The organism is Brevibacillus panacihumi W25 (assembly GCF_000503775.1).
GTDB lineage: Bacteria > Bacillota > Bacilli > Brevibacillales > Brevibacillaceae > Brevibacillus > Brevibacillus panacihumi_A.
The window spans coordinates 1,557,823-1,581,929 of record NZ_KI629785.1 but is presented as its reverse complement, the minus strand read 5'-3'; the positions used below and the strand labels follow the sequence as shown (position 1 = coordinate 1,581,929).

At 50.9% G+C, this 24,107-nt stretch carries 26 protein-coding genes; 15 read left to right on the top strand and 11 right to left on the bottom strand.

What is annotated here, in order from left to right:
• The first annotated feature begins 6 nt into the window (after nucleotides 1–6).
• Nucleotides 7–945, top strand: coding sequence for a 4-hydroxy-3-methylbut-2-enyl diphosphate reductase (locus T458_RS48660; protein ID WP_023558408.1), 939 nt, complete (start codon nucleotides 7–9; stop codon nucleotides 943–945).
• An 8-nt stretch (nucleotides 946–953) separates the two neighbouring features.
• Nucleotides 954–2,171, top strand: a complete 1,218-nt coding sequence (locus T458_RS48655) for an MFS transporter (RefSeq protein WP_023558407.1) — start codon at nucleotides 954–956, stop codon at nucleotides 2,169–2,171.
• Here T458_RS48655 and T458_RS48650 read toward each other — a convergent pair.
• The gene (locus T458_RS48650) at nucleotides 2,161–2,550 is read right to left on the bottom strand and encodes a cupredoxin domain-containing protein (protein ID WP_023558406.1); all 390 of its coding nucleotides are present in this window, start codon (nucleotides 2,548–2,550) and stop codon (nucleotides 2,161–2,163) included. The two genes, T458_RS48655 and T458_RS48650, sit on opposite strands and share 11 nt — an antisense overlap.
• Before the next feature lie 129 nt (nucleotides 2,551–2,679).
• Here T458_RS48650 and T458_RS48645 point away from each other — a divergent pair, with 129 nt between their 5' ends.
• Genes T458_RS48645 through T458_RS48635 form a run of 3 tightly spaced genes read left to right on the top strand, consistent with a single transcriptional unit; the run spans nucleotide 2,680 to nucleotide 4,263 of the window.
• The gene (locus T458_RS48645) at nucleotides 2,680–3,021 is read left to right on the top strand and encodes a PadR family transcriptional regulator (protein ID WP_023558405.1); all 342 of its coding nucleotides are present in this window, start codon (nucleotides 2,680–2,682) and stop codon (nucleotides 3,019–3,021) included.
• 5 nt (nucleotides 3,022–3,026) lie between these two features.
• On the top strand, nucleotides 3,027–3,719 hold the full coding sequence (locus tag T458_RS48640; RefSeq protein WP_023558404.1) for a permease prefix domain 1-containing protein: 693 nt from the start codon (nucleotides 3,027–3,029) through the stop codon (nucleotides 3,717–3,719).
• Complete coding sequence (locus T458_RS48635; protein ID WP_023558403.1) at nucleotides 3,706–4,263, top strand: DUF4825 domain-containing protein; 558 nt, start codon at nucleotides 3,706–3,708, stop codon at nucleotides 4,261–4,263. Before T458_RS48640 ends, T458_RS48635 begins: the two co-directional genes overlap by 14 nt.
• A 40-nt stretch (nucleotides 4,264–4,303) precedes the next feature.
• On the opposite strand, the gene T458_RS48630 is transcribed toward T458_RS48635, so the two are convergent.
• The 3 genes from T458_RS48630 to T458_RS48620 all read right to left on the bottom strand — a co-directional run bounded on the left by T458_RS48630 (nucleotide 4,304) and on the right by T458_RS48620 (nucleotide 6,648).
• A complete protein-coding gene (locus T458_RS48630; RefSeq protein WP_023558402.1) occupies nucleotides 4,304–5,311 on the bottom strand; it encodes an inorganic phosphate transporter in 1,008 nt (335 codons plus the stop codon).
• Between the two features lie 20 nt (nucleotides 5,312–5,331).
• Complete coding sequence (locus T458_RS48625; RefSeq protein ID WP_023558401.1) at nucleotides 5,332–5,949, bottom strand: DUF47 domain-containing protein; 618 nt, start codon at nucleotides 5,947–5,949, stop codon at nucleotides 5,332–5,334.
• Between the two features lie 81 nt (nucleotides 5,950–6,030).
• Nucleotides 6,031–6,648 (bottom strand): LysE/ArgO family amino acid transporter, encoded by a 618-nt coding sequence (locus tag T458_RS48620; protein WP_023558400.1) that lies wholly within the window; start codon nucleotides 6,646–6,648, stop codon nucleotides 6,031–6,033.
• Nucleotides 6,649–6,782: 134 nt separating this feature from the next.
• Between T458_RS48620 and T458_RS48615 the strand changes: the two genes are divergently transcribed.
• Nucleotides 6,783–8,231 (top strand): MocR-like pyridoxine biosynthesis transcription factor PdxR, encoded by a 1,449-nt coding sequence (locus tag T458_RS48615; RefSeq protein ID WP_023558399.1) that lies wholly within the window; start codon nucleotides 6,783–6,785, stop codon nucleotides 8,229–8,231.
• A 57-nt stretch (nucleotides 8,232–8,288) separates the two neighbouring features.
• On the opposite strand, the gene T458_RS48610 is transcribed toward T458_RS48615, so the two are convergent.
• Together T458_RS48610 and T458_RS48605 are read right to left on the bottom strand one after the other, a co-directional pair.
• On the bottom strand, nucleotides 8,289–8,621 hold the full coding sequence (locus T458_RS48610; protein WP_023558398.1) for a spore coat protein: 333 nt from the start codon (nucleotides 8,619–8,621) through the stop codon (nucleotides 8,289–8,291).
• 12 nt (nucleotides 8,622–8,633) lie between these two features.
• Entirely contained in the window at nucleotides 8,634–8,939 is a 306-nt protein-coding gene (locus T458_RS48605) for a ferritin-like domain-containing protein (RefSeq protein ID WP_023558397.1), read from the bottom strand.
• A gap of 199 nt (nucleotides 8,940–9,138) precedes the next feature.
• Here T458_RS48605 and T458_RS48600 point away from each other — a divergent pair, with 199 nt between their 5' ends.
• The 5 genes from T458_RS48600 (at nucleotide 9,139) to T458_RS48580 (ending at nucleotide 14,373) form a co-directional block, all read left to right on the top strand.
• Entirely contained in the window at nucleotides 9,139–9,897 is a 759-nt protein-coding gene (locus T458_RS48600) for an ATP-binding cassette domain-containing protein (protein WP_023558396.1), read from the top strand.
• Between the two features lie 17 nt (nucleotides 9,898–9,914).
• Nucleotides 9,915–11,129: a M24 family metallopeptidase gene (locus T458_RS48595; protein WP_023558395.1), complete on the top strand. Its 1,215-nt coding sequence runs from the start codon at nucleotides 9,915–9,917 to the stop codon at nucleotides 11,127–11,129.
• An 11-nt stretch (nucleotides 11,130–11,140) separates the two neighbouring features.
• On the top strand, nucleotides 11,141–12,169 hold the full coding sequence (locus T458_RS48590; RefSeq protein ID WP_023558394.1) for an aliphatic sulfonate ABC transporter substrate-binding protein: 1,029 nt from the start codon (nucleotides 11,141–11,143) through the stop codon (nucleotides 12,167–12,169).
• Between the two features lie 59 nt (nucleotides 12,170–12,228).
• Entirely contained in the window at nucleotides 12,229–12,948 is a 720-nt protein-coding gene (locus tag T458_RS48585; RefSeq protein WP_051410123.1) for an ABC transporter permease subunit, read from the top strand.
• Nucleotides 12,949–13,044: 96 nt separating this feature from the next.
• Entirely contained in the window at nucleotides 13,045–14,373 is a 1,329-nt protein-coding gene (locus T458_RS48580; RefSeq protein ID WP_023558392.1) for an LLM class flavin-dependent oxidoreductase, read from the top strand.
• A gap of 42 nt (nucleotides 14,374–14,415) precedes the next feature.
• On the opposite strand, the gene T458_RS48575 is transcribed toward T458_RS48580, so the two are convergent.
• The 5 genes from T458_RS48575 to T458_RS48555 form a co-directional block, all read right to left on the bottom strand.
• Complete coding sequence (locus tag T458_RS48575) at nucleotides 14,416–15,237, bottom strand: hypothetical protein (protein WP_023558391.1); 822 nt, start codon at nucleotides 15,235–15,237, stop codon at nucleotides 14,416–14,418.
• A 62-nt stretch (nucleotides 15,238–15,299) separates the two neighbouring features.
• Nucleotides 15,300–16,142, bottom strand: a complete 843-nt coding sequence (proC, locus tag T458_RS48570) for a pyrroline-5-carboxylate reductase (RefSeq protein ID WP_023558390.1) — start codon at nucleotides 16,140–16,142, stop codon at nucleotides 15,300–15,302.
• Between the two features lie 21 nt (nucleotides 16,143–16,163).
• A complete protein-coding gene (locus tag T458_RS48565; protein WP_023558389.1) occupies nucleotides 16,164–17,432 on the bottom strand; it encodes a glutamate-5-semialdehyde dehydrogenase in 1,269 nt (422 codons plus the stop codon).
• Nucleotides 17,433–17,502: 70 nt separating this feature from the next.
• Nucleotides 17,503–18,603, bottom strand: coding sequence for a glutamate 5-kinase (gene proB, locus T458_RS48560; protein WP_023558388.1), 1,101 nt, complete (start codon nucleotides 18,601–18,603; stop codon nucleotides 17,503–17,505).
• A 354-nt stretch (nucleotides 18,604–18,957) separates the two neighbouring features.
• The gene (locus T458_RS48555; protein WP_023558387.1) at nucleotides 18,958–19,674 is read right to left on the bottom strand and encodes a DL-endopeptidase inhibitor IseA family protein; all 717 of its coding nucleotides are present in this window, start codon (nucleotides 19,672–19,674) and stop codon (nucleotides 18,958–18,960) included.
• A 181-nt stretch (nucleotides 19,675–19,855) separates the two neighbouring features.
• Between T458_RS48555 and T458_RS48550 the strand changes: the two genes are divergently transcribed.
• From T458_RS48550 to T458_RS48535, 4 genes are all read left to right on the top strand, one after another.
• Nucleotides 19,856–20,269 carry a hypothetical protein gene (locus tag T458_RS48550; RefSeq protein ID WP_023558386.1) on the top strand — a complete coding sequence of 138 codons (414 nt, stop codon included), beginning with the start codon at nucleotides 19,856–19,858 and terminating at the stop codon, nucleotides 20,267–20,269.
• Between the two features lie 136 nt (nucleotides 20,270–20,405).
• Nucleotides 20,406–21,131, top strand: coding sequence for an ABC transporter ATP-binding protein (locus T458_RS48545; RefSeq protein ID WP_023558385.1), 726 nt, complete (start codon nucleotides 20,406–20,408; stop codon nucleotides 21,129–21,131).
• Nucleotides 21,124–22,782 (top strand): putative ABC transporter permease subunit, encoded by a 1,659-nt coding sequence (locus T458_RS48540; RefSeq protein ID WP_023558384.1) that lies wholly within the window; start codon nucleotides 21,124–21,126, stop codon nucleotides 22,780–22,782. The genes T458_RS48545 and T458_RS48540 overlap by 8 nt, the downstream gene beginning before the upstream one ends.
• A gap of 170 nt (nucleotides 22,783–22,952) precedes the next feature.
• Nucleotides 22,953–24,071 (top strand): S-layer homology domain-containing protein, encoded by a 1,119-nt coding sequence (locus T458_RS48535; RefSeq protein ID WP_023558383.1) that lies wholly within the window; start codon nucleotides 22,953–22,955, stop codon nucleotides 24,069–24,071.
• Nucleotides 24,072–24,107: the final 36 nt, after the last annotated feature.

The window sequence follows — 24,107 nt, the reverse complement described above, 5'->3', positions numbered from 1 at the left end:
GCTGAGATGGAAGTCATCAAGATTTCCCCCCGCGGATACTGTTATGGTGTCGTGGATGCGATGGTTCTGGCAGTCAAGACTGCTCAAGACGCCAATATGCCGCGTCCGATTCACATATTGGGTATGATCGTACACAATGCGCACGTCGTGGAGGCGTTTGAGAAGCAAGGAATCAAAACGCTGGACGGCGAGGACAGAATGGCTCTGCTGGATCAAATCGACGAGGGGACCGTTATTTTTACGGCTCACGGGGTTTCGCCAGAGGTGCGCAAAAAAGCGCGCGATAAGGGCCTGACTGTCGTGGATGCCACATGCCCGGACGTGACCAAAACCCATGATCTGATTCGGGAAAAGGTCAAAGAAGGCTACCACGTGATCTATATCGGCAAAAAGGGACATCCCGAGCCGGAGGGGGCGATCGGCATTGCGCCGGATCATGTGCATCTGGTCCAAAAGCTGGAGGACCTGGATGCGATCGGAGAGGTGCCCGCAGACAAGCTGATTGTGACCAACCAGACGACCATGAGCCAATGGGATGTCAAGCATCTGATGGAAGCCATCGTCGCGCGTTTTCCGCAGGTAGAGGTGCACAATGAGATTTGCCTGGCTACACAGGTTCGGCAGGAAGCTGTGGCCGCCCAAGCGGGAGAGGCGGACCTGTGCATCGTCGTCGGCGATCCGCGAAGCAACAACTCCAACCGCCTGGCACAAGTCTCGGAGGAGATTGCCAACGTACCGTCCTACCGGATTGCTGATTTGTCCGAGCTGGACATCGAATGGCTGAAAGGGAAGAGGAACATCGCGGTGACGTCTGGTGCTTCGACGCCTACGCCGCTGACCAAGGAGGTTATCAGCTTTTTGGAGCAGTTCGATGAATTCAACCCGACTACATGGGAGAAGAAACGTACGGTGAACATGGCAAAAATTTTGCCTGCGGTGAAATAGGAGACGCTATGCAAACACAATTTGACCGCCAAAAAAGCAGCGCTGGGAGCAAGCTGGTACATCTCAGCGCTCTTTATCTGTTCATTTACTATGGACTTGGGGCGTTTACCCCCTTGATCATGCAGTATTACCAGTCGATCAACCTCACCGGAACGCAGATCGGGCTGATCAGTGCGACTACGCCTATCGTCTCTATTGTGACCCAGCCGCTCTGGGGAATGATTTGCGACAAGTTTCAGATCCGCAAAGGCGTGCTTGTCCTGACACTGCTTGTCTCCGGATTGATCGGCCTGCTGTTTCCAGCGGTTTCCACCTTTGCGCTAGTCCTGATTTTGTATACGCTGCTATCTGTGTTCCAAAGTGCTGTTGTTCCCGTATCGGACAGCATCGCTCTCGGCTACGTAAAAAAATATCAGCTGCAGTTCGGCGACATCCGCATGTGGGGAGCGGTGGGCTTTGCCCTGGCTGCTTTTGTTACGGGCCTTTTGATTGAAAGGTGGGGTCCGTCGGTCATTTTCATCTCTTACTTTGCAGCCATGGTTGCAGCGATCCTGTTCCTTCAGCGTGTGCCGGTGGAAACGGCCGCGGCTCCGAAATTTACGACGAGCATGCTGGCGGGAATCAAAGACCTGCTGAAGCTGCCGCGTTTTCTGCTGTTTCTGGCGGCGTCCTTCTTCGTATTTGGCTCGATTAATGCCAACAACATCTGGTTCTCTTTGTACTACCAGGAGATTGGCGGGACGGTAGCGGGCGTCGGGCTTGCCTTTTTGCTTTTCGCAGGGAGTGAAGCTCCTTGCATGAAGCTGGCTGGCTATTGCGCGCGCCGTTGGGGACTGGAGCTGACCATTTTACTGGCAGCCAGTGTCTCTGCCGTTCGTTGGTTCTGGTACAGCTCAGCACCTAGCACGACAGCTGTCATTGCGCTCTTTTTCATTCAGGGAATATCCGTCGGCTTTTACCTGGCTACTGCCGCTCAGTTTGTTCGGGAAAATACGCCTGCAGCGCTGCAAGTGACCGCATTGGCGCTCTTTTTCTCTGTTGGACACGGACTAGGGACGATGCTGTGCAATCTCACCGCCGGCTGGATCCAAGATACATATTCTACGCTATCCATCTATTCTTTTTTCGGCAGTGTGACCATCTTGGGACTGATCCCCTTGCTGCTTATCCGCTTTGGACCGTGGAAAGCAGTCGAGGAAAAAGAGGACGTGGGAGCTACTGGATAATCAGCATTCCCTGGAATCCGGTCTCGGGGTAGCCGGGTGTGTCCGAGACAAAAGCATAGCTGCCCTTTTTACGGGCAGAGAATTGCAGAAGGGCAGACTGGCTCGGCTTTAGTTCACTGGATGCAATCTTTAGCTCGTGTATGGCCAAATTATGCGGTTTCAGATCTGTATTGACGATCATCAGGGAGACGAGATCTCCTTCGCGAACTGTAATGCGGTTGGGCAGAAATCCAGCGCTGGAAATCGTCACAGTCTGGGTCCGTGTAGCGGCAGGAAAATAGGTATGTACCTGTATAGAGTGATGCATCACCAAAAGTCCTGTGATCATCACGAGTGAGAGAAACGGATAACCCAACAGCTTGAACCGTCGAAAGTGCATTCCTATCGGCTCCTTTTGCGCATAATGGTTGCGAAAAAGTCCCTGAGGTTAAAAAGGGACTCTTTTTACGCAAACTACTTTGTCATACATAGTAATATGTGATACGCTATACTCTGCGAGGTGATTCAGATGCGCGACAGCAGTATCAGCAGTGACCTGATCCGCGGCCATATTGATACGATTATCCTGCGAATTTTAAGTGAAGGCGACAATTATGGATATGAGATCATCAAGGCGATTCTGCGAATCAGCGAAGGCCAGTATGAATTGAAGGAGCCCTCCCTGTATACCAGTTTGAAACGCCTCGAGGGACAAAAGCTTATCTCTTCCTATTGGGGAGACGAGAGCCAAGGCGGCAGGCGCAAGTATTATCAGGTGACCCCGCAGGGACGGGAAGCCTATGTGCAATCATTGGAAGCTTGGAAGGTAGCGAGAGACCTTATCGACAAGCTTTTGGAGAGAAAGGAGTAATCGGAATGGACCCCTTACAACAGCATGTGCAGGTTTTGTTTCGGAAATACAACCGGGATGCCAGCAAACAAATTGAGGATTTGAAGCACGAGGTACTGAGCAATCTGGAGGCGAAGGTAGCTGATCTGACAGCAGGTGGAATGGATCGCGAGGAAGCCATCGCACAGGCTACCGCAAGCATTCCGTCGGTAGAGCATCTGATCGATGACAACCGGAGCGTCTACGTCAACCAGTATAGCGTCGAGTACGTCCAAATCGCGCTGCTGTACGCGCTGATTGCCTGGATCGTCTCCATGCCGCTTCGGGTCGTCGGGACAGGAGCAGTGATCCATTCCTTGTTTTTTGTGATCAGCTTGCTCATTGGCGCAGTCTACCTGGTGTTGCTTGTACGTTTGAGAGATCAGGCATTTCGGGAGAAGAGGGCTTTCTTGAACATGCGGTTCGCCTATAGCCTGCGCAAAAAGGGCTGGTGGCTTTGGGCTGTTTTCATCCTTGTCTCCGTCCTTTATACAACGGCGGTTCGATTTGGCAGCAACATCTGGTTCTGGCGCGAGGTGCAGATTTCAGGTCCGTACCAATTGGCGGAAATGGCGATCCCGTATATCTTGCCTTTTTTTAGTCTGATCGTCCCGTTGCTGCTTCACGTCTCACCCAAGTTGATGAGGAAATACGAGGTGGATGAAGATGAATTGGCGTAATAAAGCGATTCTTTTGCTCCTGCTGATCGGGGGTTTTCTCTATGCGGTGATTCAAGGGGTTGTCATCCCGGGTAACGAGCAAAAAGCAGAGCAGTACCAACGCGAACAGCAGGAGCCATGGACGCATGATCTAAAAAGCGTTCTGCCCTATAAAAATCCGTACATGGGGAATGCAGGAAATGTGATCAACTTGTTTGCGCATCTGCCGCTGAATGAGTTGGAGCGTACCTATGAGCTGGAATCGGATCGATTTACTGTGAATCTGCACTACAAGGAAGCCGCAGGGGAAATCGGCATGAAAGAATTGAAACGAAAGCTGCTGTACAATTCCCTCGCAGCTTTCGCCTTGATCGACAATCTCCAAGGTGTTCATTATCATTTCACCGATACGACGTTGACGGCGAGGCGGGCAGATGTGGAGCGGGTCTTCCCGGGACCTTTGGCCGAATTGCTGAAGGAGGAGCGCTGGCAGGAGGATGTACAGAAGAAATGGGCGGACGAGGAGTTCCTTGAGAAAAGCGTGGAGACGGTATTTGGAGGGTAGCAGCCCTGCAGAAAATGCCTGCAAGGGCTGATCTACAACACTACAGAAAAAGGGCCAGCACTAAATAAAACAAGGCTGCAATGATCGCGGAGATCGGGAGAGTAATAAACCAGGTGATGACAATTCGCTTGGCTACTCCCCAATTGACGTTTTTGAAGCGTTTGGCTGCACCTACACCCATGATGGCCGAAGAGATCACATGAGTGGAGCTGACGGGCAAGCCAAGCTGAGTAAAGCTAAAAATGATTGTCGAAGAGGTGAGGTCTGCAGTCGCACCGTTGATTGGCTCGATTTTCGTGATCTTGCCTCCGACAGTCTTGATGATTTTCCACCCGCCTACAGAAGTTCCCAGACCCATTGCCAATGCGCAGACAAACTGAACCCAAAACGGGATATGTGAGGCATCCTGTTGTACATTGGCCGCCACCAGCGCGAAGACGATGATGCCCATCGCTTTTTGGGCGTCGTTGGTACCATGCGTAAAGGATTGCAGAGCGGCAGTGAGAATTTGGAAATAGCGGAATCCTCGATTTACCTTCACGGGAGGAGTCGATACCCGGCTAAACAGCAGGTAGAGCAAATTCATCAGAACATAGCCGACTACGAGTGCGATGATGGGGGACAGGATCAGGGCTTTGAAAATATCCATAAACCCGCTCCAGTTGACTTGTCCCCATCCCGCTGATGCAATGACAGCTCCGGCGAGCGAACCGATCAAGGCATGGGACGAGCTGCTGGGAATCCCGTACCACCAAGTCACCAGGTTCCAGGTGATCGCGGCCAGCAAAGCGGCAATGACGACCAGTACGCCAAAGTCCAACTGCGCCGGATCAGCGATTTTTCCTCCGATGGTCTTGGCTACCCCTGTGAATGTGAGGGCCCCGATGAAATTCATGGAAGCGGCCAGGATGATGGCGATTCTAGGGGGCAAGGCTTTTGTCGAGACTGTTGTTGCGATTGCATTCGCCGTGTCGTGAAACCCATTGATAAAATCAAAGGAAACAGCGAGCAGCACAACCAGGACCACTAATGTGAGACCCGTTTCCATAGGGCATGTTTCTCCTTCTCTTAGGTGTTTCCCATGATCACGGTTTCCAGGACATCCGCTACATCCTCGCAGCTATCCGTTACCTCTTCCAGCAGCTCGTAGATTTCCTTGTATTGCATGATGTGTATGGCATCTGATGAATTCTTGAACAATCCCCGCACGCTGCTTCGCAGCAGTTCATCGCCTTGGCTCTCCAGCTCGTTGATGCCGATGATGTACTCTTTCATCGCAGAAAGCTTTTGTTTTTGCAACAGCTCGAGCGCCAGTACAATTTGCTTGGTCGACTGCTCGATGATCTCGGCAAATTGGATCATCACTTCATCGCCCAAGGTGATATCGAACATATACAGACGGGCTGCGCACCCCTCCAGACCGTCGAGAACGTCATCGAGCTTGATAGCCAGCTCCATCACATCTTCCCGTTCGATAGCGGTAATGAAAGTCTTGTTGATCCGCACGATGATCTCGTGAATCAGCTGATCGCCTTTGGACTCGAACTCCTTCATCGTGTTGGCGAAGCTTTCCACTGATTCCAGGGACCGGACCTTGTACTGATTGAAAAAAACGGCTGAGTCGTGGACGTTTTGGGCGATCAGGAGAAGATCATCCAAGAGTGGGTCTGATTTGGTAAAAAGCATAGGGACCTCTACCTTTCGAGAATGACTCTGACTAGGAGTATTGTCGGTGGAGAGGAGGTGGATTATGCACCAAAATGCCATTTATCGCGTGAAAAGCCCCCAGGCCATGTACAGGGCGACACCCCACATGATACAGGCAGAAGCGATGTTCAGCCCGCGAAGGAATCGGCCGGAACGATCCAGTTCACCCATCAGCCGACCTGCCAGGCACAAACCGAAAAACCAGAGGCAGGAGACAGCGATGCAGGCGATCGTAAAACCCCATTTCGGTGCTCCGGCGTAGCTGAGCGAGCTGGTGCCGATGACCCCGATCGTGTCGAGAATCGCGTGAGGATTGAACAATGAAACGGATGCGGCAAAGATCACTTGTCTTCTGGGAGAAAATTGTATGGCCTTCTGCTCGGTTTCCGTAGAAGGGCGGCTTCGCCAGGTGAGATAGCCCATATACAGCAAAAAGAGGATCCCGATGGCATACAACAACGTTTTCAGCCAGGCTACAGAGAGGACGACGAGCGATACACCCAGTACAGCCAACAGAATCAGGATGGTATCGCAGAGCGCAGCTGTCAGGACGACAGGCAAAGCGCGCCATAAGGTAGGCTGCAGCGCTCCTTGTGTAAAAACAAATACGTTCTGTGCCCCCAGCGGCAGGATCAGTCCGAATGCGAGCAAGAATCCATGTAAAATAGCTTCAACCAATGTTCTTCCCTCCGATGATGGCGTACAGCGTTCTTATTGCTCATTATCGCTTCTGCTCCACTGTCTGTCTCCAGCCAATTGGTTTGCCTCCATCCCAACCAATTCGTACAATAAGCATAGGGGAGGGATCGAGAATGCTGTCGATTGACTGGAAGCCAGACAAATCATCAGATATTGCCGTCTACAGGCAGATCGTCGCGTATATCAAGGGAAAAATAGAGACAGGAGAATGGCCGATCGATAGCCAGCTTCCTACTCAAAGAGCCTTGGCCCTCTCATTTGGAGTAAACCGCAGCACTGTGGTGACTGCCTTGGACGAGTTAAGGGCGGAAGGGCTGATCCAATCGACAGTCGGAAGCGGGACGAGGGTGAGCAACAACACCTGGTCATTGCTTTCAGCGACACCTCCGCCGGATTGGATGAGCTATGTCCAGGCGGGGACGCATCCGCCCAATATGCCGACGATTCAGGAGATTAATCGCCTGGAGCCAGACCCCCGCTATATACGGCTGGGTACAGGAGAGCTTTCCCCGGAATTGATTCCCATGGATAAAATGGCTGAGATGATGAGGCGCGCAGGAGAAAACATGACTCCTTTGGGTTATGCGGAGCCAAAAGGCTTGCTGTCCCTCAGGCAGGCTGTCAGCCAGCATTTGCGGGGAAGGGGAATCGAGACTTCTCCAGCTTCCATTCTGATTGTTTCAGGCGCGTTGCAGGCCTTGCAGTTAATTTCTCAAGGGCTCTTGCACCCCGGCTCGACCATTATGGCAGAGCGTCCCTCCTACCTGTACTCCCTGCCGCTGTTTCAGGCGTCCGGCATGCGGCTTGTCGGGGTGCCGATGGATCAAGACGGAATGATTGCCGAGGCGTTGGTACACCAGCAGCAGGTGCAGCGGGCAGCATTGCTTTATACGATTCCTGCTTTCCACAATCCGACGGGACGCAGCATGTCCGAGAAGCGCCGGGAACAGTTGATGGCTGTATGTGAACGCGAGCGCTTGCCGGTTCTCGAAGATGACGTGTATGGAGAGCTGTGGCTGGATGAGCCGGGGGCCGCCCCGCTGAAAACCCGGGATCACCAGGGCCAGGTCCTATACCTCGGAAGCCTGTCCAAGACTCTTTCTCCCGGTTTGCGGATCGGCTGGCTCGTCGGACCGCAGCCCGTGATCGAACGGTTGGCTGATGTGAAAATGCAGATAGATTACGGAGCCAGCGGGCTTTCTCAATGGGTGGCGGCCGAATGGTTGAGCGGAGCATGCTACCAGCAGCATTTGCAGGAGGTGCGTGCGGCATTGCGACATAGGCGCGACCAGATGTGCTATTACCTCCAGCGCTGGTTCAGCGACATCGCGATTTGGGAAAAACCGCAGGGCGGCTTCTATGTATGGCTGCAGCTTCGCCATGCCCTGTCAATGCGCACGTTGTTTGATCGGGCTTTGAAGCAGGGCATCCTGCTCAATCCCGGCTATATCTACGATCAGACAGACAGCCGTCATCTCCGACTTTCCTACGCCTATGTAGACGTGAAGGAGATGGAAGAAGCCGTATATCGATTGGCTGTCTGTATCAAAGACATGCTGTAGACATAACAAACAAGGACACCACACAGGGTGTCCTTGTTTGCTTTGCTAATGGCGCGATTACTGATAAGGGAACTGACTGGAGTAGCCGCTGAACTGCTGGTAGGCTTGCTGCAGCTTTTGTTCTTCCTCCGCCTCCAGCTTGTACCAGCCCTTGCGGAACATGAGATCGTACGCTTCCCGGGCTCCCTGGTGCGTCTCCATCAAGATCTGCATCATGTCCTGGTGAAGCTTTTGATGGCTGGCTTCTCGCACGGCAATGTTCATGCTGTCCGTCAAATATTTGCAGGTGGCCAGGCAGTCATTGAGAAAGTCGCGGTCATTCATCTCAGGCGTTTTCACTTGCGGCAGGCTGCCGGATTGCGGGTTTGCGATCTGGTTTTGATTTGGCATAGGATCTCCCCCTTACTGCATCTGCTGCTGTTGCTGGGATTGGGTTTGAGGAAGCGAGGCCATGATTGCAGCATTGTTGTTTTGCAGATGGCCAAGCAGGATCTGGTAATGCTTTTGGTGCATCCGTCCGGCCTTTTCCAATTGCTGCTTCACTTCCGGATCTTTGGCTTGCTGCGCAAAGAAATGCAGCTTTTTAAAGGCGAGCAGGTTCCAAGACAAGGCGTCCTTCAAATAACTGCAGTCCTTCGTCGTGATGACCTGTGGAGGTTCGGGAATCGGCACTTGCGTCGATTGCATCGAAGACAGCATAGATGGCATCAGACTGCTCCTTTCATGAAGTAATACATATATAGCATGAGCAAGACACAAGGAAGTATCCTTGTAGTTAAATGGCAGGTGGAAGGCGCCGCATGATTTTATAATTGACAAAACGTCGAATCACGACAATAATCATAGTAAATCACTAGGAATAGTATAGATAAAGAATAGCACAGTTTACGTGATAGGAGGTGCAAGCATGGGTACGACACAAAGGCAGGGTGTACATCTAAAAATAGATGGCCTGAAGAAAAGATTCGGTGACGCAGAAGTATTAAAGAATATCCATCTAGAGATCCAGGCCGGGGAATTTATCGCGATTGTAGGGAAGAGCGGATGTGGAAAAAGCACGTTGCTTCGCCAAATCGCCGGTCTTGATACTCCGAGCGAGGGCGTTATCTATCATGAGCATCATGAATTGCGGGGGCTCCATCCGGATTCCAAAATCATGTTTCAGGACTCCAGGTTGCTCCCGTGGTTAAAAATTCGAGACAACGTCGGTCTGGGTTTGACCGGTGACTGGAAGGCGAAGGCGGAGTGGGCGTTAGAACAGGTAGGATTAGCAGATCGCGCGAATGAATGGCCGTCCGTTCTGTCAGGTGGTCAAAAGCAAAGAGTAGCCTTAGCCCGTGCTTTAGTAAGTGGTCCGCGTCTGCTTTTATTAGACGAGCCGCTGGGGGCGTTAGATGCGCTTACTCGGATCGACATGCAGAGGCTGATCGAAAATCTCTGGAAGGAACAAGGCTTTACCGCCATCATGGTTACGCACGACGTCAGTGAAGCTGTCGCATTGGCAGATCGCGTGATTTTGATTGAAGCAGGTGAAATTACGTTAGATAAAAAGATCGCCTTGTATCGACCGCGCGAGCGTGGAAATGCGATGTATGCTGAACTGGAAGGAAGTATTTTAGACAGAGTTTTGGGAAAAGCGGAAAAAGTCGATACCTTCGCGATCTAGAAGAGAGGAGAATTCTGATGACAGTGGTCGGAAATAAACAAATTACGAGAAATCAGAAAGAGATACAAGCTAAATTGCAAGGGGAGCTGAGAAAAAATAACATTGATGTCCTATTGTTGACAAAACAAGAGAGTATTTATTATGCAACAGGGTTTTCCAGCAGATTTCTGGGCTTGATGAAAAAGCCTGGTGTTGCTTATGCAGTTGTTCCAGCTGAGGGGAACATAAAGCTCATCGTAAATGATTTTGAAAAGCAGGCAGCCGAGTATCAGACAACGGATGTAGATATCGTGAAGTACAATTCCTGGATTTTTATCGAGGATGATTCGCAGGAAGCCTCTACCATCAAGAAAACGGCAGAAATGAATCTGGGGCAGTCATTTGATATCGCTGTCGATGCGATAAAAAGCTTCAAGGAAGACCCCATTCTTGCTGTTGAGCGCAGCAGTTTGACTTGGGATGACGTGGAACGGCTTTCCGCGATATTCGGTCGAAAGCACATTGTGGATGGAACGGGCCCTTTCAATAAAGCGCGTGCGATCAAGACGGAATGGGAAATAGAAGTATTGCGCAGAGCGGCCCAGATTGCAGAAGAAGCCTTTTACTTGACAGCGAAGGAATTACAACCAGGGCACACAGAGGTAGACGTGCATGCGATTTACAAAAAGCATGCTTATGCCCTCGATAAACATGTAACGGAAGCACTGATGATCAGTTCGGTTGGTCCGAACTATTCTGCGGCGGCAATCCCGCGAGATTACGTGTTGCAAGCAGGGGACATTGTGCGTTTGGATGGTGGCGTTACGTACTTTGGCTACCAATCCGATATTGCACGTACGTTCGTGATTGGCGGACAAGCATCCCCAAAACAGGAGGAAAAATATCAAGCCATCCTTGCCGGGTTTAAAAAAGGTCTGTCACTCATCAAACCAGGTGTGAAGTTTGCGGAGGTTTTTGAGGTTACTCAGAAAACAGTTCAGGAGACAGGGATCTCGCAATATGCTCGCGGTCATGTTGGGCACTCCATCAGTGTGGATACCTTCATCGAAGAGTATCCGTTGATTTCGCCGGAAAGCGACTGGGTGTTTGAGGAAGGCATGGTCCTTTGTTTCGAATGCCCGTATTACAGTACGACAGGCGGATACAACGTAGAAGATACGTTTGTCGTCACCGCAGATGGCATCGATTTGTTTACGAACGTAAATGAAAATTTAAATTGGGTTTCACGATGAGGGGTAGAACCATGAAAACAACATCCAGAAAAATAGTTATCAGCTTAGCTATGGTGCTTGTATTGCTGTTGACGGCCTGCTCAGGAAACAACTCGTCGTCGAACACATCGACAGGCAGTACAGCGCCAGATCCAACGAAAAAAGATTTGGTAGAGATTAAATTGGGCTATCAAAAAGGGATGCCATTGCTCAGTCTATTGAAAGAAAAAAGCAACTTGGCAGAGCGCCTGGAGGCTGAAGGATTCAAGATTTCCTGGAACGAGTTTGCCGCTCCCCCAGCCATGCTCGAAGCCATGGTAGACGGCGGTATCGTGTTTGGTGGTGGCGGAGCGACAGGCAGCATCTACGCGCAACAAGCGGGGCGCTCCTTTGTCCGGATTGGTGCTCAAACTGGTGTATCGGGTGGATCGTCCATCATTGTTCGAGGCGACTCGGGTATTCAATCTGTGAAAGATTTGAAAGGGAAGAAAGTAGTGGTTTCAAAGGGAACGACGCAGCATTACATGCTTGTTCGTGCATTGGAAAAAGAGGGGCTCAGCGTGAATGATATTCAGCTGCAGTTTATCCAACCTGCAGAGGCTTTCTCTGCATTTGGCAGCAAAAATTTTGATGCATGGGCAATCTGGGACCCGTTTACTGCAGAGGCTGAGGCGTCGTTTGATGCTCGCGTAATTGCGGACAATACATCTGTATTTGGGGATAAAGCACCTCTTGAGGGCGAGAATCTCTATTACGCTGAACGCAAATTTGCAAATGAACACCCCCATGCAATCAAAATCATTCTTGATGAACTCGGAATCGTAGGAAAGTGGGCAAACGAGAATACAGATGAAGCCGCAAAAATCTTGGCCAATCTATACAGCTCCAATGTAGATATTTTAAAGGTAGTAGAGGAGCGTGGGGGAACACGTGAAATTCTGCCGATGAGTGAAGTTACAATCGAACCGCTGCAAAACATTTCCGACTTTTTCTACGAACAAGGAGTCATTCCGGAGAAATTGAATGCTTCTGACGAAAACTTCAATTGGGTTCTCAAGTAAGTGGACAGTACTCAGAGGGAGGTAAGGATGCTGTGAATAAAGACAAATGGATTCCTTTCATGATCCCTCTTCTAGTCTTGATCATTTGGTACACGGCAACTGAATTGGCTTGGGTGGATACGAAGCTATTTCCTAGCCCGGTAGCGGTATTGACGGCATTCTTCAAATTGACGTTAAGCGGGGAGCTTTTGGCACATACGTGGGCAAGTTCACAGCGGGCTTTGACAGGGCTGGTGATTGGCGTCGCAATCGGCATGTTCTTCGGACTTTTGAACGGTTTGTATCCAATAGCAGAAAAGTTATTGGATTCAACTCTTCAAATGATCCGTAATATTCCTCATTTGGCGTTGATCCCAGTTGTTATCATTTGGTTTGGGATAGGCGAAGAGGGCAAAATTTTTCTCGTCGTAGTGGGTGTGTTTTTTCCTGTCTATGTAAACGCCTTTTATGGAATTCGCTCCATCGACAAGGGTCTGATCGAGATGGCGAAAGTTTATGGGCTAAAGGGCTGGACATTGTTTAAGAAGGTCGTCTTGCCAGGCGCACTGCCTGCAACGCTTGTTGGCGTCAGACAATCTTTAGGCATCATGTGGTTGACATTGATCGTCTCAGAGACCGTGGCCGTTGATTCCGGGATTGGCTACATGGCCATGAATGCGCGAGATTTTATGCAAATGGATGTGATTATCCTGAGCATCATGATCTATGCGGCTCTTGGCAAACTATCCGATTTGATTGCCAAAGCCTTTGAAAAGCGCTTGCTTCGTTGGCGGGCTTAAGTTAAAGCGTTGTCCCCCTTGTCTTGTTAGCTGGCAACAGAAGAACAAAAGGGGGATTTTTTGTGAAGATAGCAGAGCAGATGGAGGGACTCAGCAATGGCGAAAAGACAAATGAGTTTAGGGGTATTCATGATGGGATCGGGTCATCATATTGCAGCTTGGCGCCATCCGAATACACCGCAAAACGGTTATGAAAATATTGACTTTTACAAAGAGCTGGCGAAAATTGCTGAAAGAGGAAAACTGGACATGCTCTTCATCAGTGACGCACTCTCTTTGACAGAAAAAAGCCATCCATCTGAAATGGTTCGATTCGAGCCGCTGACGTTGATCTCAGCATTATCAGCGGTGACGGAAAAGATCGGATTGGTTGCGACTGTAAGCACTACCTATAACGAACCATTTAACGTAGCGAGAAAATTTGCATCGATTGACCATGTAAGCAAAGGTCGAGCAGGCTGGAACATTGTAACCTCCTATTACGAAAATGATGCGTACAACTTCAGCAAGTCTTCTCACCCGGAACATGATGAGCGCTACGCGATTGCAGAGGAATTTGTAGAAGTGGTCAAGAAACTGTGGAACAGCTGGGAAGACGATGCGCTCATCCGCGACAAAGAGGCCGGAGTGTATTTTCAAAAAGACAAGCTGCACACGGCAAATCATATAGGGAAATACTTCCAGGTGAAAGGTCCTCTGAATGCTTCCCGTCCCATTCAAGGCCATCCGGTATTAATTCAAGCAGGATCTTCGCCACGCGGCAAGAGATTTGCTGCGAAGACAGCAGAAGTCATTTTTACCGCACAGCAAACGCTGGAAGAAGCACAAGCGTTTTATCGGGATATCAAGGAAACGGCGAAGCGTTTGGGGAGGAATCCCGACCATATCAAAATATTACCTGGTGTATCACCGATCGTTGGTAGAACAGAGGAAGAAGCGCGCGCTAAATACGAAGAGCTGCAAAACTTGATTCCTGAAGATATTGGATTGGCCTTTTTATCGGATTACTTGGGAGGTTTGGATCTGTCTCACTATGATTTGGACCGTGAATTACCCGATGAAATTCCAGCGACCAACGGAAACCAAAGTCGCCGTCAACTAATTATCGATTTGGCTCGACGGGAGAAATTGACGATACGGCAACTGTACAAAAAAGTCGCGGGTGCACGAGGCCATCGACTCATTTTTGGCTCTCCTGAACAAATTGCTGATCAGTTGCAAGAATGGTTCAACCAAGAAGCGGCAGATGGATTTAATCTATTGATTCCATACTATCCAACGCTGTTTGAAGAATTTATTGACCAAGTGATTCCCGTATTGCAGCAGCGAGGATTGTTTCGAAAGGAATACGAAGGTAACCATTTGCGCGACCATTTGGGTTTGCCCCGACCAGAATTCGTACCTCAATCGCTGGTTAGCCAATAACAATCAAAAAAGACGCGGGTGAATACCCACGTCCCATGAAAACTATTGGACTCCATTTTCCGAAAACTGCAAACCGACCACCTGTATGTCAATACTAGCGGGAGCAATGTTCAAGCAATAGCTGATCTCCTCATACAGCTCTGACTGCAGCGCGCGAATCCGTTCAGGGATATACGAGCCGTAGGGAACCTTCATGGACAAAGTCAACTCGATTCGCGGCAAATCGTCAAACGATGCTCTCGATTTGAGAATTTCATCCACTTCCTCGTATTGATTGCACACTCCCTGCACCATTTTTCGCAGCACCTGCGGATGAATAATAATGCGGCCACCGGAAAAGGGGGGATGAACCACAGTGGACTCACCGCCAATTTCCTTTTTGGAGGAGAAGATCCGTGTGGCAGAAGAGAGCAGACTCGTAAGGAAATCCTGCTCTACCTCTACGCGGGGAATAGGGATCACGTGTCTGCCCATCGTCTCCCGGATGTAGCGGGCCGCCTCGATGTCTTGGGGGCGTTTGATCGATTCGATGGGAATGTACTCGTCTGGTTCGGCCAATCCGAGCGCCTCCACGATTCGTTCGATCATCCGCTGCGACGTCCCCAGGATCAGCAGGCGTTCTGGAGCAAGCGACGTTAACGTATTGCTTACCTCACTGGCATGCTCCTTGTAGTGAAAAATAGCGCGTTTGACGGCCTGTATTTTGGTCTTTTCGTACTTGGCGGAGGTACCCGCCACTTTGCGTCCCTGGTAAATCAGAATCCCATCGTCGATAATCGCGTCGATTTGCATGCGATGGGCCAATTCCAGTGCGATGGAGCTTTTGCCCGTTCCGCTCGTCCCATACAAGGCGTATATGTTCATGAGAACCTCCGTATTGTTACAGTTGCATTCAGTATACATCAGCGGGGGTAGACCAGCAAAAACTACCGGTATTGCGCCCCCAGCTCCCGTGAACGCTCTGTCGCACGCAGAATGGCAGAAGAGACGGCCTCCTGGAATTGATACGCCTCCAGGACCTCCAGCCCGGCTTGCGTCGTTCCGCCTGGACTGGTTACCTTTTGACGCAGGAGAGCAGGCTCCTCACTGGTATCCAGCAGCATGTGCGCAGCACCCAAAAGGGTTTGCAGGGTGAGCTGACGAGCAGTTTCGCGGGGTAGGCCAGCCTTGGTCCCGGCCCCCACCATGGCTTCGACGAGGTAGTAGATATAAGCTGGGCCGCTCCCGGAGAGTCCTGTAACAATATCAAGCTCCTCTTCAGCTACGGTATAGACAGTGCCGATTGATTCAAAGAGCTGGGTGGCAATCTGCAGCTGAGCCTCTGATACAAATCGGTTGCAGGCAACACCTGTGGCAGAAAGACCGATTGCGGAAGAGGTATTGGGCATCGTCCGGATGATCGAGCACTCCACGCCCAGCCACTCCTCGATCAAGGAAGTGGCGACTCCGGCGATGACAGAGATGACCAACTGCCCTGGACGGACTGCTCCGCGAAGCTCCATCAGCGCTTCTGCCGCATCCTTGGGCTTTATCGCCAGAATCAGGATGTCGCATGACTGTACAAGAGCGTGTTTGTCCTGCGTGACCTGTACCGAAAAGGAACGGGCCAGCTGATCAAGCCGCTCTTGATTGTTTCGGTTGGATACCAGGATTTGTCTCGGGGAGACAAGTCCCTTTTTGATAATGCCAGAAAGCATAGCTTCAACGATGGAGCCTGCTCCCAGAAAACCGATTTGTCCTTCAATGGAACTACCCTGTTGCGGGTTCATAGATGTTGCCTCCTTTCCGGACTATCTGATCTGACCTGTGCCGCGTACGACGTATTTATAGGAAGTGAGTGCAGGCAAGCCCATTGGGCCGCGTGCATGCAGCTTCTGTGTGCTGATGCCGATCTCTGCGCCGAAGCCGAATTCTCCGCCGTCCGTAAAGCGGGTTGACGCATTGTGATAAACAGTCGTGGCGTCCACTGTTGCCAGGAAGCGCTGAGCAGCGGCTTCGTTTTCAGTCACGATGGCTTCGGAGTGGCCGGTGCTGTGCAGCGAAATATGCTCTAATGCGTCCTCCAGGCTCTCCACGGTGCGCACCGCTATAATCAGGTCGATGTATTCTGTATCCCAATCCTCTTCGTTTGCTTCCTTCAGGAAAGAGGAGAGCTCGGGATGCTGCTTTCGTGTCCGTTCACACGCGCGAATTTCTACCCCTGCATCATGCAGACGCTGCAAGAGATCGCGCTGCGAAGCGAGCGGCCATTCGTGGTCGAGGAGAAGGCTCTCCGCCGCATTGCAGACGGAAGGACGGCTGGTTTTGGCATTGAGGACAATCGTTTCCGCCATAGCGTAATCGGCTGTGCGCTCCACAAAAATATGGCAATTGCCGACTCCTGTCTCCAGCACAGGGACGCTCGCGGTTTTCAGCACGCGGGAAATCAATCCGGCTCCGCCCCGTGGAATGATCACGTCGATGAGACCGTTCGCGGTACACAGCATGTCGACGGATTCATGCTCGGCAAAAGGCAGGTATTGGACGGCCTCAGGAGACAGGCCGCTTTTCGTCAGAGCGTCGCGCATGCTCCGGGCGAGGGCGAGATTGCTGTTCACCGCGCTGTGGCTGCCGCGCAGAACGATGGCATTTCCGGTCTTCAAGGCAATGGCTGCGGCATCGATCGTCACATTGGGGCGGGCCTCGTAGACCATGCCGATCACGCCGAGCGGCACGCGGATTTGTTCCATGACCAGTCCGTTGGGACGAGTCCAGCGGTCCATCGATTGGCCGACCGGATCCTCCAGAGCGACGAGCTGCTGCAGACCGTCGACCAAATCGCGGATACGCTCCGGTGTCAGACGGAGACGGTCCAGATACGAGCTAGCTTGCCCATCTGCTTCTGCACGGGCCAAATCCTGCTTATTTGCTTCCAGAATGGCAGTCTCGTCTGCCAGAAGCTGTTCCCCGATCGCGGTCAACGCGTTGTTTTTCTCTTCGGTGGTCAACAATGCCCATTTGCGCGATGCTTGCTTCGCCAATCGCAATTGCTCCTGAAGCTGCTGCTTCCAGTTCCCCATAATCTCCCTCTCCTTTTCTCTCTCATCATTTTATAGAATCCGATGGCATACATCGGTTGAAACCGTTCGTTTAGATCGTCTCTGTCCACTGATCGCGATGGATCACGGTGCCGCTGCGTCGCGCTGTCTTGGCGGTAGAAAGAGATTCTGCCAGTTCTTCCGCTGCGAAACGGCTGACTCCGCGGCCGATCAGTTCGCCGCCACAGTACACCTCGATGACTTCACCAGGGGAGAATGTCCCGTTTACGTCGCGTACGCCAGCCAGAAGCAGGCTGCGTCTCTGCTCGAGAATCGCTTCTGCAGCGCCTTCGTCAATGGTGATCGAGCCGCGGGTAGGGGAGTGCAGCTTGATCCATTGCTTGCGAGTAGGCAAACCGCTTGGAGCGGGCTCTTCGGGCCGGTAATTGACATAGGTGCCGTTGCCGTCTCCGGACACGACTGCCAGCAGGTCTTGCGGTTGCTCCAATTTTCCGATAAAACTGGGGATCCCCAAGCCTTGTGCTGTCTTCGCTGCGATCAGCTTGGAGCGCATGCCTCCTGTTCCCAGCCGGGAAGCGCCTCCTGCTAGCTGTTCCACCTCTTCGGTCACTTCTGCCAGCCAAGGGATGCGCGACGCGTCGGCGTTGGAACGAGGGTCCTTGTCGTACAGACCGTTGGTGTCTGTCAGTATCATGTACAAGTCGGCATGGACCAGACCGGCTACCAGGGCACCAAGCATGTCGTTGTCGCCAAACGTCAGCTCCGCCACGGATACAGTGTCATTTTCATTGATGATCGGCAGGATCTGTCTGTCGAGCAGCAAGGACAAGGTTTGAAATGCGTGCTGGTAGCGTTCGCGATCGGAAAAGTCGCCGCGGGTCAAAAGAATTTGCGCTACACTGCACTGATGGGCAGCGAATAGTTGTGTGTACGTTTGCATCAGGAGACTTTGCCCGATGGCTGCTGCTGCCTGTTTGGCGGAGAGGGTTCGCGGTCGTTGCTGGTACCCCAGTTTTTGATAACCGCTAGCTACTGCTCCTGATGAGACGAGTACGACCTGATGACCAGCCTCGCGCAGATGATGGACTGCCGAGACGAGCAGTGACATTTTCTCTGGATCGACCCCGCCGCTTTCAGCTGCCAATGAGCTGCTGCCCACCTTTACAACCAACCGCAATTTTCCTTTCTTCATCGTGCTTCCTCCTGATTTACGTTGAAAATAGAAAAGCCCTCTCGTCACTTGAATAAGGACGAAAGGGCTTGAAGACCTCCGCGGTACCACCTTACTTGACGTTTGCAGCGAGAAGCGATGCTTCAGGCTGGTAGCGTCCGGCTCTCTTTCTTGGATAACAGGTGAAAGAAACCTGTCCAGGTCATCCCTGGAAGCTCAAGGGTGGGTTCAAACTGATTCAAGGACGAAATCTCTCAGCCAGTGGATTTCGCTCTCTGGACCTGAAGGGCAGTTCTACTTTTCCCCGTCATAGCGACCATATGCGCGTTATTAATTAACTATTATTCACTTTTCTTTACCGAAATGTCAAGGGAATCATTGAAAATGTTCTTTTCCATAGGTCCCTGTACGGGATTCGATCTCAATGCGCTTGGTTTTGCCGTCGCGTCCGAGAAGATAGTGGAGAGTACGGTCAGGGGAGTAGGCAGGGTCTGTCACATTCTTGACAGTGACGCGCACGTGATCGTCCTGTTTTTGAACCGTCGTATTTCGTACGGAAATCATCATCGGATAATCCACATTTGGAATGGAGATATACATTTTCTTATTGATTTGCTTGGTGGACAGATTGTCATACAGACTTTCTGCCAATGGTCGGCTCCAGTAGCGGTTGAAGTGCGATACGATCTTTTCCTTGGTGTCAAAGCGTTTGGGCAGCTCCCGATAATGCTTGCCGTCCTCCGTTACCGTTTTTCCCTTGTGCTCCAGGGTAGCGAAGTAGACGTCCGACACGACGTTCTCCGCACGGTTCAAAAACAGGACGACGTCCATTTTATTGTTGCCCAGCTTTTGTACGGCCGAAGAATGTACCGTCTTTTTCTTGATCGATTCACCAGCTTTTTTGCTCTTTGTTTTGACTGTCTTCTTTTTATCCTTTTTGCTCTTCGTTTTTGTTTTGGTGGTCTTTTCGTCTTTCTTGCTTTGTGTCTTTGTAGTCTTTTCTTCTTTTTTCTCCCCGCCTTTGGAACCAGTGCAACCCGTTACCAGAAAAGCTGCGACCAGCAGACAGACCCAAATATTTCTTAGCTTCATTTTTTGCGCACCTCTTTGGCAGTTTTACTTAGGGTGTGTGGGAGCGGGAGGGAATAGACGTGTTAAGATTTGCCTGCCAAGTCAAAATGAAAAAAGGAAACAGGATGGGGGTTGTCTCCCAACCTGAATATGTCTATCATGGAGAGAGTTATGCAGATCGATCAATTGAGGTGGAAAATAAATGTTTGGATTTGGGAAGAAGGCAAAGAAGCCGGATGGAATCGACATCTTGATTATCAAAACGGACGATGCAAAAAACCGCAATTTTTATCAAGTGGCATTCCCCAGCGTGTATGCCAATGACATTGTCTCCATGCTGAAAAAATTGGAAAAATCGAAATTGAACAAGCGGGAAATTCTCGGCGACATCGGAGGATTTCACCTCGCGACTCACCTGGAGGCGCTGACCAGCTACGATGTGTTTGACGAGAATGATTTGGAAGCACAGCCTGTCATGATCCAGGACTTTGCCAGTATTTTGCTGCGCAGGCTGGAAGCCATCGACGAGAGCGGAGATGGGGATGATGCCGACCTGGCGTTCATCATGGGCGAGCTGACCATGCTTCGCGATGGAAGCTACGTACCACCAATGTAAAGAGCGACGAAGGTAGGCAAATGAGCTGGGTACTTACGATCCGGCTCTTTCGTTTTTTTCGGTTACTTTTTCATAAGTTAATTCGTATGAAACAGCAGGGAAGTACGGAATTCTCTATGAAAGAGGAGAGGTTGCCATGATTGAACTGAATGGTGTAAGCAAAAGTTATAACGGTATTCGTCGGGCAGTCGATAACCTTGATTTGACTATACCCGACGGTGAAATATTTGGGTTCCTGGGTCCTAATGGAGCCGGTAAAACCACAACAATCAAAATGATAACGGGGATCATCAAGCCGGATGCCGGGCAAATCCGCATCAATGGAACCGACATCGCTGCAGACCCGATCAAGGCAAAGCAGCGCTTTGGCTACGTACCGGACAGCCCGGACTTGTTTTTACGGCTGAAAGGTCTGGAATACGTCAGCTTTATGGCGGATATCTACGGCGTGGAGCAGGAGCTGCGCAATAGCCGCATCGAAACGCTGGCGAAGCGCTTTGACATGCTGGACGCGCTTGGCGACACCATCCAGAGCTACTCTCACGGCATGCGGCAAAAAATCGTCATCATGGGCGTCTTGGTCCATCATCCCGAGGTATGGATATTGGATGAGCCCTTGACGGGGCTTGATCCCAAATCCTCCTTTACCCTGAAGGAGATGATGCGCGAGCACGCTGACAGCGGCAGGACCGTGTTCTTTTCGACGCATGTGCTGGAAGTGGCGGAGAAGCTCTGTGACCGAGTGGCGATCATCAACAAGGGGAAGATCCTCTTCTGCGGCACCTTCCCGCAGATGCAGGAGCACTTCCAGTCCCATGAGTCGCTGGAGAGTCTGTTCCTGGAGTTGACCAAGCATGAATAACATCTGGCTGTTGACCAAAATCATGCTGAAAAACTCCAGCCGCATGGGGGCAAGAAAAAAGGGCAGCGAGTGGAAAAGTCTGATGCTTGTTGCACTGATGCTCATCGGGTTTCTGCCAATGATCATCAGTGGAGTCTGGTTTGTCGCGGAAATGTACGATGGGCTGGCGCAGATTGGCCAAGAGAGCGCCATCTTGGGAATGGGCTTGGCGATGGTCTCCTGCGCGATTTTCGTGCTTGGAATCGTCTACGTCATTACGGTTTTCTACTATTCGCAGGACGTAGAGCATCTATTGCCCTTGCCCTTGGCTCCAAGGGAAATATTGGGGGCCAAGTTTTTGGTCGCCCTGTTCTACGAATACCTGACCGAGTTGGTCTTGATCGGGCCTTTGCTGGTGGTATACGGGGTCAAAAGCGACGCTGGTGTGCTGTATTATCTGTTTGCGATCGTCCTTTTTCTCGTAGTGCCCGTTGTACCACTGGCGCTATCGTCCATCCTCGTCATGCTGTTCATGCGGTTTACCAATATCGGCAAGCGAAAGGATCGCTTGCGGTTGATTGGCGGGATCGTAGGGATTGGAGCGGTGCTGGGCTTCCAGTACTTCATTCAGCGGCAAAACAGCGCGATGGAGGACATCGAGCAAATGCAGCAACAACTCTTGTCCGGAGAAAACGTCCTGCTCAATCTCGCGACACAGATCTTTCCCAGCACCAAGCTGGCTGTACTAGCCTTGGTCGAAAGCGGATACTGGAGCGGACTGGGGTATCTGTTTGCGTTTCTCCTGGCAACACTCGCGGGAATCCTGCTTTTTTCCTTTGCAGGAGACCGCCTCTACTTCGCAGGAGTAATGGGCATTAGTGACTCTGCAGGCACACGCAGGAAGGTGGAGGGGCATGCTTTTGCCAAACTGGCTCAAATGCGCCCAGCCTGGTGGTCCTACACGATCAAGGAATGGCGAGTGATTTGGCGTACTCCTGCCTATATGCTCAATTGTTTGTTGCCGAGTCTGTTGATGCCTTTTCTGATCTTGATTCCGTTGGTGGGAATTCAGGACAGGAAGGATTTGCTTGAAGCTTTCCGCGGCTGGATAACAGGTACAGGGGGAATTAGCGTTGCCATTTTTCTTGCTGGCAGCATCGTTTTAGCAGGAATGAACTCTGCTTCTGTGACAGCAATCACGAGGGAAGGGCAAGCCTTTTTCCTGAGTAAAAGCTTCCCGCTGCCTTTCCGCCAGTTTTTACTGGCAAAGCTTTTCCCCGGTACAATCCTGAGCATTCTCAGCATTTTTGTGTTGCTGGCTATAGCTGTCTGGTTTTTGCCGATTACGCCGTTGCTTGCTGGCTTGGCGGTATTTGTCTCCATACCTGGCGTGATGTTGATGAATCAGTTCGGGTTTTTGATTGATTTACAAAGACCCAAGCTGAGCTGGACCTCAGAACAAGAAGCGGTCAAGCAAAATATCAATCCGCTTTTTTCACTGCTGTTCGGGGGAGTGCTCGCTGCGATTACGATACTTGGGGTGGTCAGCTGGGGAGGTTCGCTGATTCCTGTGGCTTTGGTCCTATTCCTGGTGTTTGGTATCCTCAACCTCATGCTCTATCAGGTTTTGGTAAAAAAGGGACCTGAGTGGATGGATAAAATAGAAAAGTAACACTGATCCAACTGTCCTAGGTCTATAGGGCAGTTTCTTTGTTTTTAGGCGAAATCAGCTTTACATACTGGCAATAAATTGGTATTTTGTTTGACAGTGAGCTTATTACATTTATCCCTATCGATATGAGGATTACAGATCTAGAAAAAGGTGGAAAGGAGAACGAAACGATGATTTTCAAGCGTATTCTGTTCTGTTTTCTGATGCTATTGCTGGTTGCGCAAAATGCTTTGACAGGAAGCGCCTCGGCACAAAGTCCCTATATGGATATAAGGGGACATTGGGCACAAGACGATATTGAATATTTGGCCAATTTAGGGATTTTGAAGGGGGATGGCAGGCAGTCATTTTACCCAGACAAACACATCTCGCGCGGGGAAGCGATCGCGTTGCTGAACCGGGTGTTTGAGTCGGTGTACGGTCCCCTCGCAAAGCCTGAACGCAAAGGCAACCTGGACTACCGGTACAACTCGCGTTGGGAGATCGAGCAGCTTCTGGCCAATCTGCGAGCCCTGTACCGCATCGAGACCGGCATTGTCACCGATTATGACCCGGGCGATCGCATGCTTTACTATTTGTACCTGGCTGAGAGCGGGAAGCTGATGCGCAAACCGGAAAAGGATAACCCGGAGTGGTGGCTTTCTTCGACGGCCCTGCAGCGTCCGCTCACTCGAGAAGAGGCGAGTATGGTGCTGTTCCATATGATGACCCCGCAAAAATTTCGCGGAATCAATATCAAGCCAGAGGATGCCAAGTCGTATTTCACCAGCTTTTACGAATGGAAACAGGACAGCTACTATCGAGACACCTACTCTCCATATGCGACCGCGATCAGTGAATACGGTCTGTTTGGCGCGTCTGACGAGTTCAACCCTTATGAGTACATGACTCGAGCGCAGTATGCTGTGGTCTTGACCCGTCTTCACAGCTTTTACGAGCGTGATGTCGTCAACCAGTTTACAGGGCCTTCCAACGCCCGTCATGTCAAGGCGGCACAAGCTTATTTGGCTGCAGCCAGCCTGGCTTACGAAAAAAACGATCAAGCAAGATTGTCGAAGTTTTTCGATTCGTCCATTTTAAAAAAATGGTCCGATTTCCCGTTTAAGCCCAAGCATACGGAGCATATCAATCTAACAGCCAGAATCGATGAGGGCAACAAAAAAAAACTGATCGTAGTGGGCCAGTACAAAGACAATGCGAACGGTACCTACCAGATCGAATACGTGTTTGAAGAGGATAAATACAGTCCGTTTGGCCGCAAGCTTGCCAACGTCATTTACAAGCAGTAATAAGGCAGGAAATGAAGGGCGCCCACTCTCCACGCG

Excerpts from the sequence above, each read along its gene's own strand:
- T458_RS48555 (WP_023558387.1), bottom strand. The coding sequence starts at position 19,674 with ATGAAGCTAAGAAATATTTGGGTCTGTCTGCTGGTCGCAGCTTTTCTG.
- proB (WP_023558388.1), bottom strand. The coding sequence starts at position 18,603 with ATGAAGAAAGGAAAATTGCGGTTGGTTGTAAAGGTGGGCAGCAGCTCA.
- T458_RS48660 (WP_023558408.1), top strand. The coding sequence starts at position 7 with ATGGAAGTCATCAAGATTTCCCCCCGCGGATACTGTTATGGTGTCGTG.
- T458_RS48565 (WP_023558389.1), bottom strand. The coding sequence starts at position 17,432 with ATGGGGAACTGGAAGCAGCAGCTTCAGGAGCAATTGCGATTGGCGAAG.
- T458_RS48635 (WP_023558403.1), top strand. The coding sequence starts at position 3,706 with ATGAATTGGCGTAATAAAGCGATTCTTTTGCTCCTGCTGATCGGGGGT.
- T458_RS48540 (WP_023558384.1), top strand. The coding sequence starts at position 21,124 with ATGAATAACATCTGGCTGTTGACCAAAATCATGCTGAAAAACTCCAGC.
- T458_RS48650 (WP_023558406.1), bottom strand. The coding sequence starts at position 2,550 with ATGCACTTTCGACGGTTCAAGCTGTTGGGTTATCCGTTTCTCTCACTC.
- T458_RS48605 (WP_023558397.1), bottom strand. The coding sequence starts at position 8,939 with ATGCCATCTATGCTGTCTTCGATGCAATCGACGCAAGTGCCGATTCCC.
- T458_RS48535 (WP_023558383.1), top strand. The coding sequence starts at position 22,953 with ATGATTTTCAAGCGTATTCTGTTCTGTTTTCTGATGCTATTGCTGGTT.
- T458_RS48600 (WP_023558396.1), top strand. The coding sequence starts at position 9,139 with ATGGGTACGACACAAAGGCAGGGTGTACATCTAAAAATAGATGGCCTG.
- T458_RS48595 (WP_023558395.1), top strand. The coding sequence starts at position 9,915 with ATGACAGTGGTCGGAAATAAACAAATTACGAGAAATCAGAAAGAGATA.
- T458_RS48580 (WP_023558392.1), top strand. The coding sequence starts at position 13,045 with ATGGCGAAAAGACAAATGAGTTTAGGGGTATTCATGATGGGATCGGGT.
- T458_RS48590 (WP_023558394.1), top strand. The coding sequence starts at position 11,141 with ATGAAAACAACATCCAGAAAAATAGTTATCAGCTTAGCTATGGTGCTT.
- T458_RS48585 (WP_051410123.1), top strand. The coding sequence starts at position 12,229 with ATGATCCCTCTTCTAGTCTTGATCATTTGGTACACGGCAACTGAATTG.
- T458_RS48550 (WP_023558386.1), top strand. The coding sequence starts at position 19,856 with ATGTTTGGATTTGGGAAGAAGGCAAAGAAGCCGGATGGAATCGACATC.
- T458_RS48615 (WP_023558399.1), top strand. The coding sequence starts at position 6,783 with ATGCTGTCGATTGACTGGAAGCCAGACAAATCATCAGATATTGCCGTC.
- T458_RS48575 (WP_023558391.1), bottom strand. The coding sequence starts at position 15,237 with ATGAACATATACGCCTTGTATGGGACGAGCGGAACGGGCAAAAGCTCC.
- T458_RS48545 (WP_023558385.1), top strand. The coding sequence starts at position 20,406 with ATGATTGAACTGAATGGTGTAAGCAAAAGTTATAACGGTATTCGTCGG.
- T458_RS48655 (WP_023558407.1), top strand. The coding sequence starts at position 954 with ATGCAAACACAATTTGACCGCCAAAAAAGCAGCGCTGGGAGCAAGCTG.
- T458_RS48645 (WP_023558405.1), top strand. The coding sequence starts at position 2,680 with ATGCGCGACAGCAGTATCAGCAGTGACCTGATCCGCGGCCATATTGAT.
- T458_RS48630 (WP_023558402.1), bottom strand. The coding sequence starts at position 5,311 with ATGGAAACGGGTCTCACATTAGTGGTCCTGGTTGTGCTGCTCGCTGTT.
- T458_RS48625 (WP_023558401.1), bottom strand. The coding sequence starts at position 5,949 with ATGCTTTTTACCAAATCAGACCCACTCTTGGATGATCTTCTCCTGATC.
- proC (WP_023558390.1), bottom strand. The coding sequence starts at position 16,142 with ATGAACCCGCAACAGGGTAGTTCCATTGAAGGACAAATCGGTTTTCTG.
- T458_RS48640 (WP_023558404.1), top strand. The coding sequence starts at position 3,027 with ATGGACCCCTTACAACAGCATGTGCAGGTTTTGTTTCGGAAATACAAC.
- T458_RS48610 (WP_023558398.1), bottom strand. The coding sequence starts at position 8,621 with ATGCCAAATCAAAACCAGATCGCAAACCCGCAATCCGGCAGCCTGCCG.